This is a genomic window from Paenibacillus sp. FSL R10-2788 (genome assembly GCF_038003885.1).
In the GTDB taxonomy this organism is placed as follows: Bacteria; Bacillota; Bacilli; order Paenibacillales; family Paenibacillaceae; genus Paenibacillus_AQ; species Paenibacillus_AQ odorifer.
The window spans coordinates 739,098-756,588 of sequence record NZ_JBBOQA010000001.1; the positions used below are offsets into that span (position 1 = coordinate 739,098).

Below are 17,491 nucleotides of genomic sequence, written 5' to 3' on the forward strand. Positions count from 1 at the left end.
TGCAAAAGGGGAATATAATAGAGATAGGAAGCAAGGAGGAGGAGCCCGGGAGAATGGTCAAGGTTGTAATGTTGTGGTTTGTGGTAATTAATATTATCGGGTATGTAGTGATGTCCGAGGACAAGAACAAAGCCCGCAAAAGGCGGGAACGTGTACCTGAGAAAACACTTTTTCTGCTGGCAGCCATGGGCGGCGCACTAGGTGTGCTGATTGCCATGTACCGTAAGCGCCACAAGACGCGTCATACATCCTTCAGGATCGGAATTCCGCTTCTGCTGCTGCTGAATATCTTTTTGTACAGCTATTTTTTAAGATAATAGTCTTTAGGATTACAAACTAGAAAAAGAGGTGGCGTACATGTTATTCTCTAAAATTTTGCTAGCCTATGACGGTTCAAAGGCTTCTAATCAAGCATTGGAGCGCGCAATTGAACTCGCTAAAGTCACACCAGGTTCTATATTGCATGTCGTACACGCATTTGAATTCCCAAGATTTTTTATCGGAGAAGCTCTTGCACCTCTACCAGCTTCAGTAAATAAAGAATATTATGATTTGGCAGTGCAGACTACCGAAGAAGTGAAGGGACGCCTTGAGGCTGAAGGCCTGAATGCTGAGGTTGAGCTTTTACAAGGATCTCCTGCGGAAGTGATTTTGAAATATGCTAAGGAAAATGCTATAGACATCATAGTTATCGGCAGCCGCGGGCTTGGCGGTATACGTGAATTTGTTCTGGGCAGTGTCAGCCATAATGTAGTACAAAGCGCTCGTATTCCAGTGCTGGTTGTAAAATAATATAGAGTTCAAAGGGACGCTGATAGCGTTCCTTTTTTTCAATTTAAGGAAGTATAGGTCGTATTCTGGAGCTTAAACAACATAGAGTGTTAGAGCTAGGAGTGTACGGAAAGAAGTCTTTCTTGACAAAATAAAAGGTTGTTGAGAATTTAAATTCGTCCAAAAGCGAACATTTATTATGGTGTTTTTACCAATGTTCGTGTTTGAGTTGACATCATGTGTAGGGGATTGTTAAACTGATGTCATGAAGAGCTCGTATAAAACCGGGAATATGGCCCGGAAGTTTCTACCCGGGAACCGTAAATTACCGGACTACGAGGAAATAGGATGCTAGAATGCGATAGTTCAGTCCAGATAATGGAGTGATGCATTGTGCAGCTTTCCGCGCTTAATGCCAGTTTGGTGAGAGGCAAGCGGGAGTGTTTTTTTCCTAATTCCTTTACTAGTCCGATCCTCCCGCAGCAAAATGCGTCTGGACATCGGGCTTTTTTAATATAAGGAATAAGTTACACGTAATACATCAACCTTATATTATTAAGGAAAACGATAGTCATCCCTGAAGGACGAGAATGTAGTCTCTGTTTGTTCGGATTTACAAGATAAAGATATCTCATACTAGTGATTGGAAGGTAGGTCGAATCATGTCTGTGCAGGTAGCTGTCATCATGGGTAGTAAGTCGGATTGGGATACGATGGAGCACGCTTGTGGGGTGCTGGAAGAGCTGGGATTGTCTTATGAGAAGAAGGTAGTATCCGCGCACCGTACACCGGACTTGATGTTCCGCTATGCGGAGGAAGCCGCAGGCCGCGGCATTCGCGTGATTATTGCAGGAGCAGGCGGCGCCGCGCATTTGCCGGGTATGGTGGCTGCAAAGACAATCCTGCCAGTGATTGGAGTGCCAGTGCAGTCAAAAGCACTTAATGGGCTGGATTCGCTGCTCTCCATCGTGCAGATGCCTGGAGGCATACCGGTAGCAACGGTAGCTATTGGTAAGGCAGGCGCTGTAAATGCAGGCCTGCTGGCCGCACAGATCATCGGAGCGTTCGACCCTGAAGTGCAGCAGCGTGTGCAGCTGCGGCGGGATGCGATCCGCGATGAAGTATTGGAAAGCAGCGACAGCTTATGAGACCGGAGGAGCTGAAGCTGCAGGAGGCTGGCGGCGCAGCTTCGCCAGCCGCACAAGCGCCCGGTGCGGACACCGTCCGGACGCTGCTGCCCGGCTCGACCGTCGGTGTGCTCGGCGGCGGGCAGCTCGGGCGCATGATGGCGCTGGCCGGCAGCGCCATGGGGTACCGCTTCGTGGCGCTGGACCCTGCGCCGGATGCGCCTAGCGGTCAAGTTACGCCGCAGATCACGGCGGCGTATAACGACCGGGACGCGGCGCGGGAGCTGGCCCGCCGCGCGGACGTCATCACGTACGAGTTCGAGAACGTCGACGCGGGCGTAGCCGCGCTGCTGGCGGAAGAATCGTACGTGCCGCAGGGCAGCGCGCTGCTGTATACCACGCAGCATCGGCTGCGCGAAAAAGCCGCCATCGAGGCGGCGGGCGTTCCGGTCGCCCCGTACCGGAAGGTGGACAGCCTTGCGGAGCTAAAACAGGCTGCGGCTAAACTTGGACTACCTTGTGTGCTCAAGACAGCCACAGGCGGTTATGACGGCAAGGGTCAAGCTGTGATTCGTCAGGAAGAAGAGCTGGAAGAAGCTTTCCGGCAGGTTGCACCCGGTGAGGTGATTCCGGAGCTGGTGCTTGAGAAGTTTGTAGCTTTTCAATGCGAAATATCCGTTGTTGCTGCACGTAGTGCATCTGGGGAGGTCAAAAGCTTCCCGCCTTCTGAGAACATTCATGTAAATAATATTTTGCATCTGTCCATTGTACCTGCAAGAGTGTCAGCGGACATTCAGCGCAGAGCTTGCGAGCTGGCTGAGACTTTAATCGCAGGGCTGAATGCGGTTGGACTGCTTGCCGTGGAAATGTTCGTCACAGCGGACGGTGAATTGTTCGTCAATGAGCTGGCACCAAGACCGCATAATTCCGGCCATTACACCATGGATGCTTGCGTGACCTCACAGTTCGAGCAGCATGTCCGGGCGATTTGTAATCTGCCGCTGGGCGATACAACGCTTTTGACACCTGTAGTTATGGTAAATGTATTAGGTCAGCATTTGGATGGTGCTATTAAAGCGACCTGTACACATGAGGAAAAAGATAATAAGCTGGGTATTGTACCTAAGCTTCATATATATGGCAAGACTGAGAGTAAGACTGGTCGTAAGATGGGTCATATCAATCTGCTGTGCAAGGATACCGGAGACGGCTTATCCTGGGTGGAGCAATCTAAACTTTGGAGGAACTAAAGAATATGATCGAACGTTACAGCAGACCCGAGATGCGGGCCATTTGGACTGAGGAGAATAAATTCAAAGCGTGGCTGGAAGTGGAAATATGCGCTTGTGAAGCATGGGCGGAGCTGGGAGTAATCCCTCACGAAGACGCTGCTAAGCTGCGTAAGGATGCTAAATTCGACATCGCACGTATTGATGAAATCGAACAGGAAACACGTCATGACGTAATCGCCTTTACACGTGCGGTTTCCGAAAGCCTTGGCGCAGAACGCAAATGGGTACACTACGGCCTTACTTCCACAGATGTGGTGGATACAGCACTGGGTTACTTGCTGCGTCAAGCGAATGAGATTCTAGAGAAGGATATCATCAACTTTATTGAGATCCTTAAAGATAAAGCTATTGCTTATAAAGATACACCGATGATGGGCCGTACACATGGGGTTCATGCTGAGCCAACTACTTTTGGTCTGAAAATGGCATTGTGGTACGAAGAAATGAAACGTAACCTGGAGCGTTTCCGCCATGCTGCGAACGGTGTGCAATTTGGCAAAATCTCCGGAGCCGTTGGTACGTATGCCAACATTGATCCATTCGTAGAAGAATTTGTCTGCCGTAAGCTGGGTACAAGCCCTGCACCGATCTCGACACAAACTCTACAGCGCGACCGTCACGCTGAGTATATGGCAGCTCTTGCTCTGGTAGCAACCTCGCTAGACAAATTCGCTACCGAAATCCGCGCTCTGCAAAAGAGTGAGATTCGCGAAGTAGAAGAAGCTTTTGCCAAAGGTCAAAAGGGTTCATCTGCTATGCCGCATAAACGGAATCCTATTGGCTGCGAGAATATTTCCGGTCTGTCCCGCGTGATTCGCGGACATATGGTTACAGCTTACGAGAACGTGCCGCTCTGGCATGAACGCGATATCTCGCACTCTTCAGTGGAGCGTATCATCCTTCCGGATGCAACGATGCTGCTGAACTACATGCTGAACCGTTTCGGAAACATCGTGAAGAACCTGACTGTATTCCCAGAGAATATGAAGCGTAACATGAACCGTACCTTCGGCGTTCCTTTCTCTGGCCGGATCTTAACCAAGCTGATTGATAAAGGCTTCAGCCGCGAGCAAGCGTACGATACCGTTCAACCACGTGCGATGCAAGCTTGGGAAGAGCAAAAGCAGTTCCGTGATATCGTGGAAGCCACACCTGAAATCACTAATGTCCTCACCCCAGAAGAGATTGAAGATGCATTTAACCCTTCTTGGCACCTTAAGCATGTGGATACCATCTTCCGCAAGCTAGAACTTATCTAAAAAAGATAAGTTAGTGGTGAACTAAGGAGCTAGGAATAGTACGAGCGGTTAATGTTGTGCAGAATTGAAATGCAACTGGTCGATAAGGAACGGAGAGAAATTTTGGAACTGTAGAAGCGTTAGCGTTCGCCTTTATCCTCGGATTTCTACCACGGGCAGTGGTTCAAATCAGGAAATCCGAGGATAACAGCGATCGGAAGTCCAAACATTTCTTGTAGTGGCCCGATTGACCCAACAGATATTTCCGATTTTGCAAGAGACGTTTTCGCTCAAGTAATAATTAATGATCATTAGTTCAAGGGAGGAAAGGTCATGACATCATCGGCCGTATCCACAGCCGTGGAACTCATCAATGCGCCGCTGCTCTACAAAGGGAAGGTTCGTGAGCTATACGATTTAGGGGAAAATGTACTGATCGTAGTTACGGATCGGATATCTGCTTTTGACTATGTGCTGGACCCGGCGGTCCCTGAAAAGGGAAATGTGCTTAACCGTCTGAGCGCGTTCTGGTTCGGACAGACTAAAGAGCTGATGGAGAATCATGTCGTTCATATCGATGTGGATCTGCTTGGCGACGTAGTTAAGGACAAAGAGGCCCTCAGAAACCGTGTCATGGTGGTACGCAAAGCGGAGCGTATTGATATCGAATGCGTAGTGCGTGGATGCATCACTGGCGGCGGCTGGAGACAGTATCAAGAAACCGGCAAGGTAAATGGTATTGAGCTTCCTGCTAACCTCCGCAAAAACGCGCTGCTGGCAGAGCCGATTTTTACCCCTGCGGCTAAAAATGATGTAGGTCACGATGAGGATATTCCATTTGAGAAAATGCAGGAATTAATCGGAGCTGATCTGGCGCTTGAGCTGCAGGAAAAGAGCTTAAAGCTGTTCGCTTTTGCTAGAGAGTATTGTGCTGAGCGGGGGATCATTCTTGCGGACTGCAAATTCGAATTCGGCTTGTTGGACGGCAAGGTGATTCTGATCGATGAGATTTTTACACCGGATGCTTCCCGCTTCTGGGCTAAGGATAAATACGCGCTTGATATTGAAATTGATAGTATGGATAAAGAGCCTGTTCGTACGTATCTATCTGCATCTGCCTGGGATAAGAATAGTAAGCCTGATCCGCTCCCAACTGAAGTAGTAGAAGAAACTACACGGCGTTATCTGGACATTTATCATCGTCTTACTGGCAAGTCTTTATAGTTCAACATAGTGTGTGCACTCATGGGAATAAATTCAGTATATATTTTTGAAGCTAAATGTACTCATTGTAGAATTTCAGTTTCAGAGGGTATGATCATTAAAATTTAGGAGGAACTACAAGCATATGTTAAAAGCGACGGTATATGTCACCATAAAGAAAAGCGTTCTTGATCCACAAGGGGTAGCAGTACAAGGAGCACTTCATTCGGTAGGTTTCCAAGAAGTTGAAAGCTTGCGTATCGGGAAATATATGGAGCTGACTTTGGATACGGATAACCGTGCTGAAGCGGAAGTGCGTCTCAAGGAAATGTGCGAAAAGCTACTTGCCAACACGGTGATCGAGGATTACCGCTACGAATTGGAGGACTAAACGACATGAAATTTGCTGTACTTGTCTTCCCAGGCTCCAACTGTGATATTGATTGCTACAAGGCGGTAGAGGACAGTCTCGGCGAACCAGTCGATTATGTGTGGCATACAGCGACAGATTTGTCGGCGTATGATTGCATTTTGGTTCCAGGCGGATTCTCATATGGTGATTACCTGCGCTGTGGCGCGATTTCCAGATTTGCTCCTGTTATGGCGGAAGTTGCTAAAGCAGCAGAGCAAGGGAAATACGTGCTGGGCATTTGCAATGGGTTCCAAATTCTTACTGAGGCTGGTTTGCTGCCAGGTGCGCTTCGCCGCAACATGTCGATGAAGTTCCGCTGTCACGATACAGTGCTTAAGGTTGTTAATAATGAAACCCCATTTACTATTGACTATGCTAAAGATGAAGAAATCATCATCCCAATCGCACATGGTGAAGGCAACTACTACTGTGATGACGAGACTTTGGCAGAGCTGAAAGCTAACAATCAGATCGTGTTTACCTATAGCGATAACCCTAACGGCTCCGTAGCCGATATTGCGGGTGTTAGTAACGTACAAGGGAATGTGGTTGGCATGATGCCTCACCCTGAGCGCGCGGCTAATAGTTTACTTGGTTCAGAAGACGGCAAAAGAATGTTTACATCCATACTGAAGACTTGGAGGGATCGTCATGACGCAGCAAGTATCCGTTAAGGAACCGACCGCAGAACAGATTGCGGAGCAGAAAATTTACAGCCAGTTCGGTGTGTCGGACAGCGAATATGAGCTGATCAAGTCTTTTATGGGACGTTTGCCGAACTACACTGAAATCGGCGTATTCAGCGTAATGTGGTCCGAGCACTGTGCCTATAAGAACTCCAAACCACTCCTGAAACGTTTCCCAATTTCCGGACCACGTGTCCTGATGGGACCTGGCGAGGGCGCAGGGATTGTAGATATCGGTGACAACCAAGCGGTTGTTTTCAAAATCGAAAGTCATAACCACCCTTCAGCGGTAGAACCTTTCCAAGGTGCGGCAACGGGTGTGGGCGGGATTATCCGTGATATTTTCTCCATGGGCTCCAGACCTATCGCAATCCTCAATTCACTACGTTTCGGGAAGCTGGAAAGTGATCGAGTAAAATATTTGTTCGAACATGTTGTGTCTGGTATTGCTGGTTATGGTAACTGTATCGGGATTCCAACGGTTGGCGGCGAAATCATGTTTGATGATAGCTATGATGGCAATCCGCTAGTTAACGCAATGTGTGTGGGGCTGATTGATCATGACAAAATCCAACGTGGTGTAGCTAAGGGTGTAGGCAACCCAGTCTTCTATGTAGGCCCTCCTACAGGTCGTGATGGAATTCATGGTGCTACTTTTGCATCGGTAGAGCTTAGTGAGGAATCAGAAGCTAAACGTACCGCAGTACAAGTCGGCGATCCATTTATGGAAAAGCTTGTTATGGAATCTTGTCTAGAACTGATCGACAGCGGCATCGTTATCGGGATTCAGGATATGGGCGCAGCAGGTCTTACATGCTCTAGTGCGGAGATGGCAAGTAAAGCAGGCAATGGTCTGGAACTGTATCTTGATCAGGTGCCACAACGTGAAGAGGGCATGACGCCTTACGAAATGATGCTTTCAGAATCACAAGAACGGATGTTGTTCGTCGTTGAACCGAAGGATGAGGCCCAGGCACAAGAGATTTTTGATCGCTGGGGTGTTATCTGCTGTAAAGTCGGTAAAGTTACGGATGATGGCCGCTTGAAATTGTATCATCACGGCGAGGTTGTTGGTGACATGCCAGTAACGGCGCTCGTGGATGAGTGTCCAGTATATAACAAACCTTCTGAGGTTCCTGCTTATTATATTGCGAATGAAAAGGTAGATACTCTTCGTTACGAGGAAGTTACGGATCTGGGCGGTGCATTGCGTACAGTACTTGGATCACCAACCGTAGCAAGTAAAGCATGGGTATACAATCAATACGATTACATGGTGCGGACGAGCACAGCTGTACGCCCTGGATCTGACGCGGCTGTAGTTACCATTCATGGTACTCGTAAAGGACTTGCGATGACTACAGACTGTAATGGCCGTTATGTTCATCTTGATCCTGAAGTGGGCGGACGTATTGCAGTCAGCGAAGCGGCACGCAACATCGTTTGTTCCGGTGCTGAACCGCTGGCTATTACGGATAACCTGAACTTCGGAAATCCTGAGAAGCCTGATGTGTTCTGGCAAATGGAGCGTGCGGTTGATGGTATGGCTGAAGCCTGTCGTGTGCTGGATACTCCGGTTATCGGTGGTAATGTCAGTCTTTATAACGAAAATACTACGGGTTCCATCTATCCAACGCCGGTTGTCGGCATGGTTGGTTTAGTAGCGGACACGGATCATATTACGACTCAAGGGTTCAAGCAAGAAGGAGATTCTATTCTTCTGCTGGGAGTGACCAAGGCTGAGCTGGGCGGCAGTGAATTCCAATATGCTGTTCATGGTGTGACCGAAGGTCGTCCTCCGGCTTTGGATTTGGCTACTGAGAAAAAACTGCTGAACGCAGTCCTTACCTCAATTCGTGGCGGTCTGGTGCGTTCCGCACATGACTTGTCCGAAGGTGGACTTGCCGTAGCACTTGCAGAGAGCTGTATCAGCGGTGGAATCGGAGCGAACGTTGAGCTTTCAGCTAACGGTCTTAGATCTGATGTAGCATTGTTCAGCGAAAGCCAATCACGCATTGTGCTGACAGCCGCTCCTGAACGTGCGGAAGAGCTGAAAGCAGCGATTGCAGCCAGCGGTGTTCCAGTGGAGAACATCGGAACTGTAGGTGGAGACAGACTGCGCGTAAATCTGGACGGCGTGTCCGCACTAGATGAAGCTGTAGCAGAATTGAAATTCGTTTGGGAGGATGCTATTCCATGTCTTATGAAATAAAGACCGGGAAAGAGCAGGAGACTCCTATCCTGTGGACTGGTGACTTTTACAATGAAGGAACGGGCTCGGGAGATATTTTTGACACATTAAAAGAAGAATGCGGCGTTTTCGGGGTCTTCGGACACCCGGAAGCGGCGTCCATGTCTTATTACGGCTTACACGCCTTACAACACCGTGGGGAAGAAAGTGCGGGAATCTGCGTAGCAGACGGTCGCGATTTCAACTATCACCGCGGGATGGGGTTAGTAAAAGAAGTATTCGACAAGGACAAAATTGCCTCATTGGTTGGAGACATGTCCATTGGGCATGTACGTTATTCCACCAGTGGGGACAGCCGCTTAACCAATGCGCAGCCACTGGTATTTAAATATCGTGACGGCGATTTGGCGATTGCTACGAACGGCAACATAGTAAATGAACCGTTGATCCGCAAACAGCTAGAGCAAAGCGGATCGATCTTTCAAACTACGAGTGATACAGAAGTGCTGGCGCATCTGATTGCCCGTTCGCCAAAGGATTTTGTTGAAGCGGCAAAAGATGCGCTGCAGCAGCTCGTTGGCGGGTTTGCTTTTCTGCTTATGACAAATGACAAGCTGATTGTCGCTTCGGATTCTCATGGTTTGCGTCCGCTAGTGATGGGACGGATTGGTGAAGCTTATATTTTTGCTTCCGAGTCCTGCGCATTAGAGGTCATTGGGGCACAGCTGGTTCGAGATATTGAGCCGGGCGAACTGCTAGTCCTCGACAAAAACGGCCTCTTAGAGGACCGTTTTACCGAACCCAAACGTAAAGCGCTGTGCGCGATGGAGTATATTTACTTCTCCCGCCCAGACAGTGATATGAACGGCTCTAACCTGCACTCCGCCCGTAAGCGGATGGGTAGCCGCATGGCACTGGAAGCTTTTGTCGATGCTGATCTCGTAACCGGTGTGCCGGATTCCAGTATTTCAGCAGCCATCGGGTATGCCGAGCAAACGGGAATTCCTTATGAGCTTGGGCTCATTAAGAATAAGTACACTGGACGGACCTTCATCCAGCCGAGCCAAGAACTGCGTGAGCAAGGTGTGAAGATGAAGCTGAGCGCCGTGCGCAGTGTAGTTGATGGCAAACGTGTCGTTATGATCGATGATTCTATCGTTCGTGGCACGACCTCACGCCGAATCGTCAATCTGCTTCGGGAAGCGGGAGCTGTTGAAGTGCATGTGCGGATTACTTCGCCGCCGTTCAAGAATCCTTGCTTCTACGGCATTGATACACCAGACCGCCGCGACCTCATCGCGTCCTACAAGACCATTGAGGAAATGTGCGAAGAGATCAACGCCGATTCCTTGGCATTTTTGTCGCCGGAAGGCTTAATCTCTTCCATTGGTGGACACAACAAAGATGACTACAAAGGCGGACTTTGCCTTTCTTGCTTTGATAATGATTACCCGACGCAGGTGGATTTTGGCGGGGCAGAGAAAGATGGCTGCTCGTGTTGACATCCCCCTAAGTCCCCCTTTCAAAGGGGGATTCCGAAGGGCTCTGCCCTCCGGCCACCCGAAAGCTCGGCGGTAGGAGTTGGGTTATAACTTGCTAAGAAGACTTGGGTACGAGTGCTCGCTTTGTCCCTGTGTGCTGCGCACGGACGGGACACGCTTTACGACGCTCCGCCCCCCGGCTGCATCCGCCGCCGGGACTGGCTCGCCAAGCTTCCCTCTGTTTGCTTCGCAAATACGAGGGCCGCTTGTCTCGCTAAGGTGGCGCTCGATTGCACCCTAAGCGCCAAGAGCAGCTCCCCAAGCTCGTCCCTGTTTGCTACGCAAATGCGCTACTCGCTTGTTTCGCTAGAAGAGGTTGCATGGCGCAGCTCATGCACCGAGGTCTTGAGGTCCGTGTGCAAGGCGCGCACTGCGGCTTGCAGTAGGGACGAAGCGGTGGTTGGAGGGAGTTATGGAGAGGAAGTTTGGAACTGTAGAAGCGTAGCGTTCGCCCGAAAGCTTTCCGAAGGAAAGCTCGCTTCGTAAGCATACGCTTATGGTTGGATTTCTACCGCGAAGAGCGGTTCGAATCAGGAAATCCAACCATAACAGCGATCGGAAGTCCAAACATTCCTCGCAGTAACTCCCCTACAACCACCCAAAAGCCGAATGCGCCCAAACGCGCTCTAAACTATTAAAAGATGAGGTGTCCAATAGTGTCGGAAGCTTATAAAAACGCCGGAGTGGATATTGCGGCTGGTAATGAAGCGGTAGAACGCATGAAAAAGCACGTAAAACGTACTTACCGTCCAGAAGTAATGACGGAACTTGGTGGGTTCGGAGCACTGTTTGGCCTCAATAAAGATAAATATGAAGAGCCAGTGCTTGTATCGGGAACTGATGGTGTAGGCACAAAGCTCAAAATCGCATTCGCGGCGGATCGTCATGACACGATTGGCATCGACGCTGTAGCTATGTGCGTGAACGACATTGTAGTGCAAGGTGCAGAGCCACTCTTTTTCCTCGACTATCTGGCTTGCGACAAAGTGGTGCCGGAGAAAATCGAGGCTATCGTAGCTGGAATCGCTGAAGGCTGTCACCAAGCGGGTTGTGCACTGATTGGCGGCGAAACGGCTGAGATGCCGGGTATGTATTCAGCAGGTGAATATGATATCGCTGGATTCACAGTGGGCGTAGCTGACAAAGCGAAGCTGGTAACAGGCGCTAACATCGCTGCTGGAGACACAGTGATTGGTCTGGCTTCCAGTGGTGTGCACAGCAATGGCTTCTCGCTGGTGCGTAAGCTTTTGCTTGAGCAAGAGGGTTATGGTCTGAATGACGTGCTTCCTGAGCTTGGCGCTCCGCTGGCGGATGTACTCCTTGCACCAACTAAGATTTATGTGAAGCCTTTGCTGGCACTGCTGGAGCAGCTTCCGGTAAAAGGTATGGCTCACATTACGGGTGGCGGATTCATCGAGAATATCCCACGCGTATTGCCTGATAATGTAGACGTGGAGATCAATTACGGATCATGGCCGATTCTGCCAATCTTCGGATTGATGCAGGACAAAGGAAACGTGAGCAACCGTGATATGTTCACTACTTTTAATATGGGAATTGGTCTTGTTCTGGTAGTTAGCGCTGCTGATGGAGAACGCGCTCTTGAACTGCTTAAGGCTAGCGGAGAAGAGGCGTATATCATTGGGAAAGTAACAGAAGGGGAACGCAAAGTAACCTTTACTGGAGCTGAAGTGTGATGCAATCAAGTCGAATCGCTGTTTTTGCTTCGGGGCAGGGCAGCAATTTTGCAGCACTGATCGAGGCACAGAAAGCAGGTTTGCTTGGAGACGGCAGGATTGAATTGCTTGTCTCGGACAAGCCGGAAGCGCCTGTAGCACAACGTGCGGAGGATGCGGGAATTCCCGCCCTCCTGCTGCGGCCAAAAGACTTCGCCAGCCGTGAGCTCTACGAAGCAGAGATTGTAGCAGAGCTTCAGCGGCGGGATATCGGGCTGGTTGTGCTGGCAGGGTATATGCGCCTCATTACACCAGTGCTTTTAACGCCGTATGCGGGTCGGATTATTAACATTCACCCATCGCTGCTGCCTGCTTTTGCTGGAAAGGATGCGATCGGACAAGCGCTGAATTATGGCGTGAAGCTGACGGGTGTCACTGTGCATTTTGTCGATGGAGGTATGGATACCGGGCCAGTTATTGCTCAGCGTAGCGTAGTTGTGTTGGATAACGACACGGCGGATTCATTGGCGGAACGGATTCATAAGGTTGAGTATGAGTTATATCCTGAAGTGGTTGGCGCTTTTGCCAGTGGGAAAGTGGAACTGAGTGGAAGAAAGACGATTATCCGCGAAAAGTAAGCCACACTGTAGTCATTCAAAGTTTTGGATCGACATTTGGTGACAGGCGGAGAGATTTCAGGGTATTTCTCGGGAAATATTGCAGAAGCGGCATTATGTGTCGTGTAGTAGGTAATAGAGTCAGATTCTTTCTTATAGTAATTTCCCAAGCTTTTAGATGTCATCACATTAAATCGCACGTACAACCCGAAGGAGGACTATTCAAAGTGAGTATCAAAAGAGCGCTAGTTAGCGTATCGGATAAACAAGGTATCGTGGATTTTTGCCGCGAGTTGTCTGCATTAGGCGTAGAGATTATTTCCACAGGTGGAACAAGCACGCTTTTGGCTAAGGAAGGTGTTCCAGTCATCGGTATTTCCGATGTTACAGGATTCCCGGAAATCATGGATGGACGTGTCAAAACCTTGCACCCGGCTGTACACAGCGGATTGCTAGCGGTTCGTGACAATGAGGAACACACGCGTCAAATGAAAGAGCTTGGTCTGGACTACATTGATCTGGTAGTAGTAAATCTGTATCCGTTCGCGGAAACCATTGCTAAACCGGATGTATCGTATGAAGAAGCTATCGAGAATATCGATATCGGCGGACCGACGATGCTGCGTTCTGCGGCGAAGAACCATGCTTTTGTAAGTGTAGTGGTAGATGCTAACGACTATGCTACAGTGCTTGAAGAGGTTCGCGCAGATGGAGATACAACGCTGAAAACACGCAAACGTCTTGCGGCAAAAGTGTTCCGTCATACGGCGGCTTACGATGCCTTAATTTCCGATTATTTGGCTAATGTTACTGGCGAGCCGCTTCCTGAGCGCTACACCGTGACTTATGAGAAAATTCAGGATCTGCGCTATGGCGAGAATCCGCATCAAAAAGCGGCTTTCTATCGCAAGCCTTTGGCTGCGGGGGATACTCTTACAGCAGCTGAGCAATTGCATGGCAAAGAATTATCCTACAACAATATCAACGATGCTAACGCAGCGCTGCAAATCGTGAAAGAATTTGAAGAACCTGCTGTCGTAGCCATTAAACATATGAATCCTTGTGGTGTAGGTGTTGGTGAAAGTGTATACGAAGCTTATCAAAAAGCTTACAACGCAGACCCAACCTCTATCTTTGGGGGTATCGTGGCAGCTAACCGGATTATCGATGCAGACACTGCTACTCTGCTGAAAGAGATTTTCCTCGAAATCGTATTGGCGCCAGGCTTTACGGAAGAAGCACTGGAAATCCTTACGAAGAAAAAGAACCTGCGTCTGCTCAAAATCGGCAATCTCAGCACGGCTAGTGCGCGTAAGAGCAGCTTCGTAGTTACCTCTATTGATGGAGGAATGGTTGTACAGGAGAGCGATGTGCATTCTGTGAACCCGGATGATCTACAAGTTGTTACGGACCGTAAGCCAACCGAAGAAGAATTGAAACAGCTGTTGTTCGGCTGGAAGGTAGTTAAGCATGTGAAATCTAATGCGATTGTATTAGCTGCTGATGATATGACAGTTGGCGTAGGTGCAGGGCAAATGAACCGCGTTGGCGCAGCTAAAATTGCGATTGAACAAGCTGGCGAGAAGTCCAAAGGATCAGTCCTTGCCTCTGACGCCTTCTTCCCAATGGGAGATACGCTTGAAATGGCAGCCAAAGCAGGCATTACCGCAGTTATTCAGCCAGGCGGCTCCATTAAAGACGAAGAATCGATCAAGGTCGCGAATGAGTATGGAATTGCTATGATCTTCACAGGCGTCCGTCATTTCAAACACTAGAACGCTGGGAGGATTTTATTCTAATGGATATTTTAGTGGTTGGCGGCGGCGGCCGGGAGCATGCGATTATTTGGAGCCTGTCCCAAAGTCCCAAGGTTGGTAAAATCTATTGCGCACCCGGCAACGCCGGGATCGCGCAGCTAGCAGAATGTGTGCCTATCGGTGTGTTTGAGTTCGACCGTCTGACGGCTTTTGCAAAAGAGAAGGAAGTAGGTCTTGTTGTAATCGGACCGGATGATCCGTTAGCAGGGGGCATTGTGGATGCTTTTGAAGCACAGGCTATTCCTGTGTTTGGTCCACGTAAGAATGCAGCTGAGATCGAAGGCAGCAAAACCTTTATGAAGGATCTATTGCACAAATATAATATTCCGACAGCAGCCTATGAAAAATTTGATGGCTATGAAGCTGCACTGGCTTACTTACGCGAGCAACCGCTGCCGATCGTAATCAAGGCAGATGGGCTTGCCGCAGGAAAAGGCGTGACCGTTGCCTATTCACGGGAAGAGGCAGAGCAGGCACTAGCTGATATTATGGTAACCAAAGTGTTTGGTGAAGCTGGCGCTCAGGTTGTCATTGAAGAGTTCCTAGCGGGTCAAGAAATGTCGATTTTGGCTTTTGTTGATGGAGAGACAGTTCGTCCGATGGCTGCCGCTCAGGATCATAAGCCTGCTTACGATGGAGATAAAGGTCCTAATACCGGTGGAATGGGCACCTATTCGCCTCTGCCGCATATCGACGAGGCGATTATCCAAGAAGCGATTGAGACCATCATTAAGCCAACAGCTAAGGCTATGGTAGCTGAAGGCCGTTCATTTAGCGGCGTTTTGTTCGCAGGGCTGATGATTTCTCCAGAAGGTAAACCAAAGACCATTGAATTTAATGCTCGGTTTGGGGATCCGGAGACACAGGTCGTGCTGCCTAGATTGAAGAGCGACTTGTTAGAAATCTTTTTGGCAGTAACCGAGGGCAAACTTGCGGATATCGACATTGAATGGAGCGACGAAGCAGCGGTGTGCGTGGTTCTCGCTTCTGGAGGATATCCAGGCTCTTATCCTAAGGGAGTGCCGATCGAAGGGCTTGAGGACAGCCAAGGAGGGCTGATCTTTCATGCCGGTACAGCACGGGGGGCAGATGGCAGCTGGGTAACGGACGGCGGACGGGTCTTAGGCGTGGTAGGCCTGGGTGCTACGATTGCCGAAGCTCGTTCAGCAGCCTATGCTAGGGCTGAAGGAATCTCTTTTTCCGGGAAACAGAATCGCAGCGACATCGCTATGAAGGCTCTGGTATAAGGATAAAGCACTGTATCTAGCAATTTTTTGCGCTTTAAGTCCTAAAAAAGGACTGACAAGTGATAGAAGAAGTGCTATAATACTACACGTACGGGGGAAAATGTGCGGATATATACAGATAAGGGCCTTTCCGATCATGGGAAGGCCCTTTTAAATCGGAGTCCTTCAGACTTTGTGCAGTAACCTTATAAAGGATGCCTCGTGCCTGAAAATGTTGATACTTATAGTGCATACTAGCGATACGCTTATGGCGAATGGCTACTCACAGATTTAAGGGGGAATTCGTTTTGAGTAAGATTGGAAGAAATGATATGTGTCCTTGCGGAAGCGGGAAAAAATATAAGAAATGCTGCCTAGGGAAAGAAACTTCTGCAGTGGAATCCATCATGCGACTGGTAACAACGGAAGAATCCGCTGCTACTGTGGCTGTGGCCGAGAAACCAGAAGCGGCAGCCATTTCTGAAGCTAAACTTACCCTAACCACGCTCAAAAAAAAGGTGTCACGTGATCTGAAATGGGAGCATCCGGCGCATGAACAATTGGCTATGCACCTTATTGAGACCATGAGAGACAGCTATGACCGGGAGCTAATCTGGGAAGGTCTGGTTCTATGGAATGGTTATTCCCGTCACATCAAGCCTGCAGTGAAGAAAATGGGCTCCTTCTGCGCGGCTATCGAATTTATCTTGTCTGAGGAATATGGTTTCCTTCAAACTCAAGCTGATCTAGCGATCAAACATGAGGTTACTGCACCTACCATCTCCAGAAAAGTTAAAGAGATGCTTAATTATATCGAACAGTACGGCATGGGCGGGGCAGAGGAAGAATTACTTTTGCTCAACGTTTCAGGCACTCCGAAGGATCAGGAACAGGCTTTGCTGCAAAAAGCAATGGAAACTAAAGCATCCAATCGTCGGATCCAGCTAGCAGAAGCGGCATTGGAAGTTTATCCGGACAGTCCGGACGCCTATCTCATTTTGGCTGAGGAAGCCGAGAATGAAGCAGATGCCCGTGCTTATCTGAAAGCAGGGATGGAAGCGGGTGCGCGTGAGCTTGGAGAAGCCTTTTTCATTGAGAACAAAGGACATTTCTGGGGTCTTTACGAGACGCGTTCGTACATTCGAATCTGCAAAAGCTACGCTGACTCCTGCTGGTTTAGCGGAAATGCAGAAGAAGCACAAAAGACGTTGGAGCACATTCTAGAATTGAACCCAGAAGATAACACAGGTGCGCGTTACCTTCTAACGGCAACGTACCTTTACACCAATAAGCTTAAGAAGACCGAGAAGGTACTGGAGAAGTTCGGCAAGGATGCAGCAGCAACAGTAGCATATGACCGTATGGTTTTAGAATATAAGAAGAACGGGATTACTTCCCAGCTCAAAATGCTCTACCGCGTGGCGAAGAATGTGAACAAGCATGTGCCGGATTATCTGTTAGGTATCAAAAGATTGCCGCATAACCTGCCTGATTTTGTAGGCGTGGGTGACGCTAACGAGGCTATCGAATATGTTATTGTACATTCACGTTTGTGGACAAGCTTACCAGACCTGGTGAAGTGGATGCTGAAGCAACAGGACTAGTAGGTTTCATAGCGTAGGGATAGCAAATATTAGTAAGAGACTATAGGGTTCCTTTAGTCTCTTTTTCTTTATCACTGATTAGGATGCTTG

16 protein-coding genes and 1 riboswitch are annotated in these 17,491 nt (G+C 48.9%); all 16 genes read left to right on the forward strand.

Going from position 1 to position 17,491, the window contains the following annotated elements; translation table 11 throughout:
* Positions 1-53: 53 nt before the first annotated feature.
* On the forward strand, positions 54-317 hold the full coding sequence (locus tag NSQ50_RS03250) for a DUF1294 domain-containing protein (protein WP_036680925.1): 264 nt from the start codon (positions 54-56) through the stop codon (positions 315-317).
* A 40-nt stretch (positions 318-357) separates the two neighbouring features.
* Complete coding sequence (locus NSQ50_RS03255; protein ID WP_036680923.1) at positions 358-792, forward strand: universal stress protein; 435 nt, start codon at positions 358-360, stop codon at positions 790-792.
* A 233-nt stretch (positions 793-1,025) separates the two neighbouring features.
* A riboswitch (purine riboswitch) is annotated at positions 1,026-1,127 on the forward strand.
* A 306-nt stretch (positions 1,128-1,433) separates the two neighbouring features.
* Complete coding sequence (purE, locus tag NSQ50_RS03260; protein WP_036680920.1) at positions 1,434-1,919, forward strand: 5-(carboxyamino)imidazole ribonucleotide mutase; 486 nt, start codon at positions 1,434-1,436, stop codon at positions 1,917-1,919.
* Entirely contained in the window at positions 1,888-2,124 is a 237-nt protein-coding gene (locus NSQ50_RS03265) for a hypothetical protein (RefSeq protein WP_256717132.1), read from the forward strand. Before purE ends, NSQ50_RS03265 begins: the two co-directional genes overlap by 32 nt.
* Positions 2,027-3,148, forward strand: a complete 1,122-nt coding sequence (gene purK / locus NSQ50_RS03270; protein WP_256717133.1) for a 5-(carboxyamino)imidazole ribonucleotide synthase — start codon at positions 2,027-2,029, stop codon at positions 3,146-3,148. The genes NSQ50_RS03265 and purK overlap by 98 nt, the downstream gene beginning before the upstream one ends.
* Before the next feature lie 5 nt (positions 3,149-3,153).
* A complete protein-coding gene (gene purB, locus NSQ50_RS03275) occupies positions 3,154-4,449 on the forward strand; it encodes an adenylosuccinate lyase (protein ID WP_036680917.1) in 1,296 nt (431 codons plus the stop codon).
* Positions 4,450-4,761: 312 nt separating this feature from the next.
* Positions 4,762-5,652: a phosphoribosylaminoimidazolesuccinocarboxamide synthase gene (locus tag NSQ50_RS03280; RefSeq protein ID WP_036680914.1), complete on the forward strand. Its 891-nt coding sequence runs from the start codon at positions 4,762-4,764 to the stop codon at positions 5,650-5,652.
* Positions 5,653-5,776: 124 nt separating this feature from the next.
* A complete protein-coding gene (gene purS / locus NSQ50_RS03285) occupies positions 5,777-6,022 on the forward strand; it encodes a phosphoribosylformylglycinamidine synthase subunit PurS (RefSeq protein ID WP_036680912.1) in 246 nt (81 codons plus the stop codon).
* A gap of 5 nt (positions 6,023-6,027) precedes the next feature.
* Positions 6,028-6,717 (forward strand): phosphoribosylformylglycinamidine synthase subunit PurQ, encoded by a 690-nt coding sequence (purQ, locus tag NSQ50_RS03290; RefSeq protein WP_036680909.1) that lies wholly within the window; start codon positions 6,028-6,030, stop codon positions 6,715-6,717.
* Positions 6,695-8,941 (forward strand): phosphoribosylformylglycinamidine synthase subunit PurL, encoded by a 2,247-nt coding sequence (gene purL / locus NSQ50_RS03295; RefSeq protein ID WP_076104163.1) that lies wholly within the window; start codon positions 6,695-6,697, stop codon positions 8,939-8,941. Before purQ ends, purL begins: the two co-directional genes overlap by 23 nt.
* Entirely contained in the window at positions 8,926-10,422 is a 1,497-nt protein-coding gene (purF, locus tag NSQ50_RS03300; protein ID WP_036680905.1) for an amidophosphoribosyltransferase, read from the forward strand. Before purL ends, purF begins: the two co-directional genes overlap by 16 nt.
* Positions 10,423-11,117: 695 nt before the next feature.
* The gene (purM, locus tag NSQ50_RS03305; protein ID WP_076225248.1) at positions 11,118-12,158 is read left to right on the forward strand and encodes a phosphoribosylformylglycinamidine cyclo-ligase; all 1,041 of its coding nucleotides are present in this window, start codon (positions 11,118-11,120) and stop codon (positions 12,156-12,158) included.
* Positions 12,158-12,775: a phosphoribosylglycinamide formyltransferase gene (gene purN, locus NSQ50_RS03310; RefSeq protein WP_038568663.1), complete on the forward strand. Its 618-nt coding sequence runs from the start codon at positions 12,158-12,160 to the stop codon at positions 12,773-12,775. Before purM ends, purN begins: the two co-directional genes overlap by 1 nt.
* Positions 12,776-12,981: 206 nt before the next feature.
* Entirely contained in the window at positions 12,982-14,529 is a 1,548-nt protein-coding gene (purH, locus tag NSQ50_RS03315) for a bifunctional phosphoribosylaminoimidazolecarboxamide formyltransferase/IMP cyclohydrolase (protein WP_076225249.1), read from the forward strand.
* A gap of 23 nt (positions 14,530-14,552) precedes the next feature.
* Positions 14,553-15,818, forward strand: coding sequence for a phosphoribosylamine--glycine ligase (purD, locus tag NSQ50_RS03320; protein WP_036680895.1), 1,266 nt, complete (start codon positions 14,553-14,555; stop codon positions 15,816-15,818).
* Positions 15,819-16,105: 287 nt separating this feature from the next.
* The gene (locus NSQ50_RS03325; RefSeq protein ID WP_036680892.1) at positions 16,106-17,401 is read left to right on the forward strand and encodes an SEC-C metal-binding domain-containing protein; all 1,296 of its coding nucleotides are present in this window, start codon (positions 16,106-16,108) and stop codon (positions 17,399-17,401) included.
* Positions 17,402-17,491 lie beyond the last annotated feature (90 nt).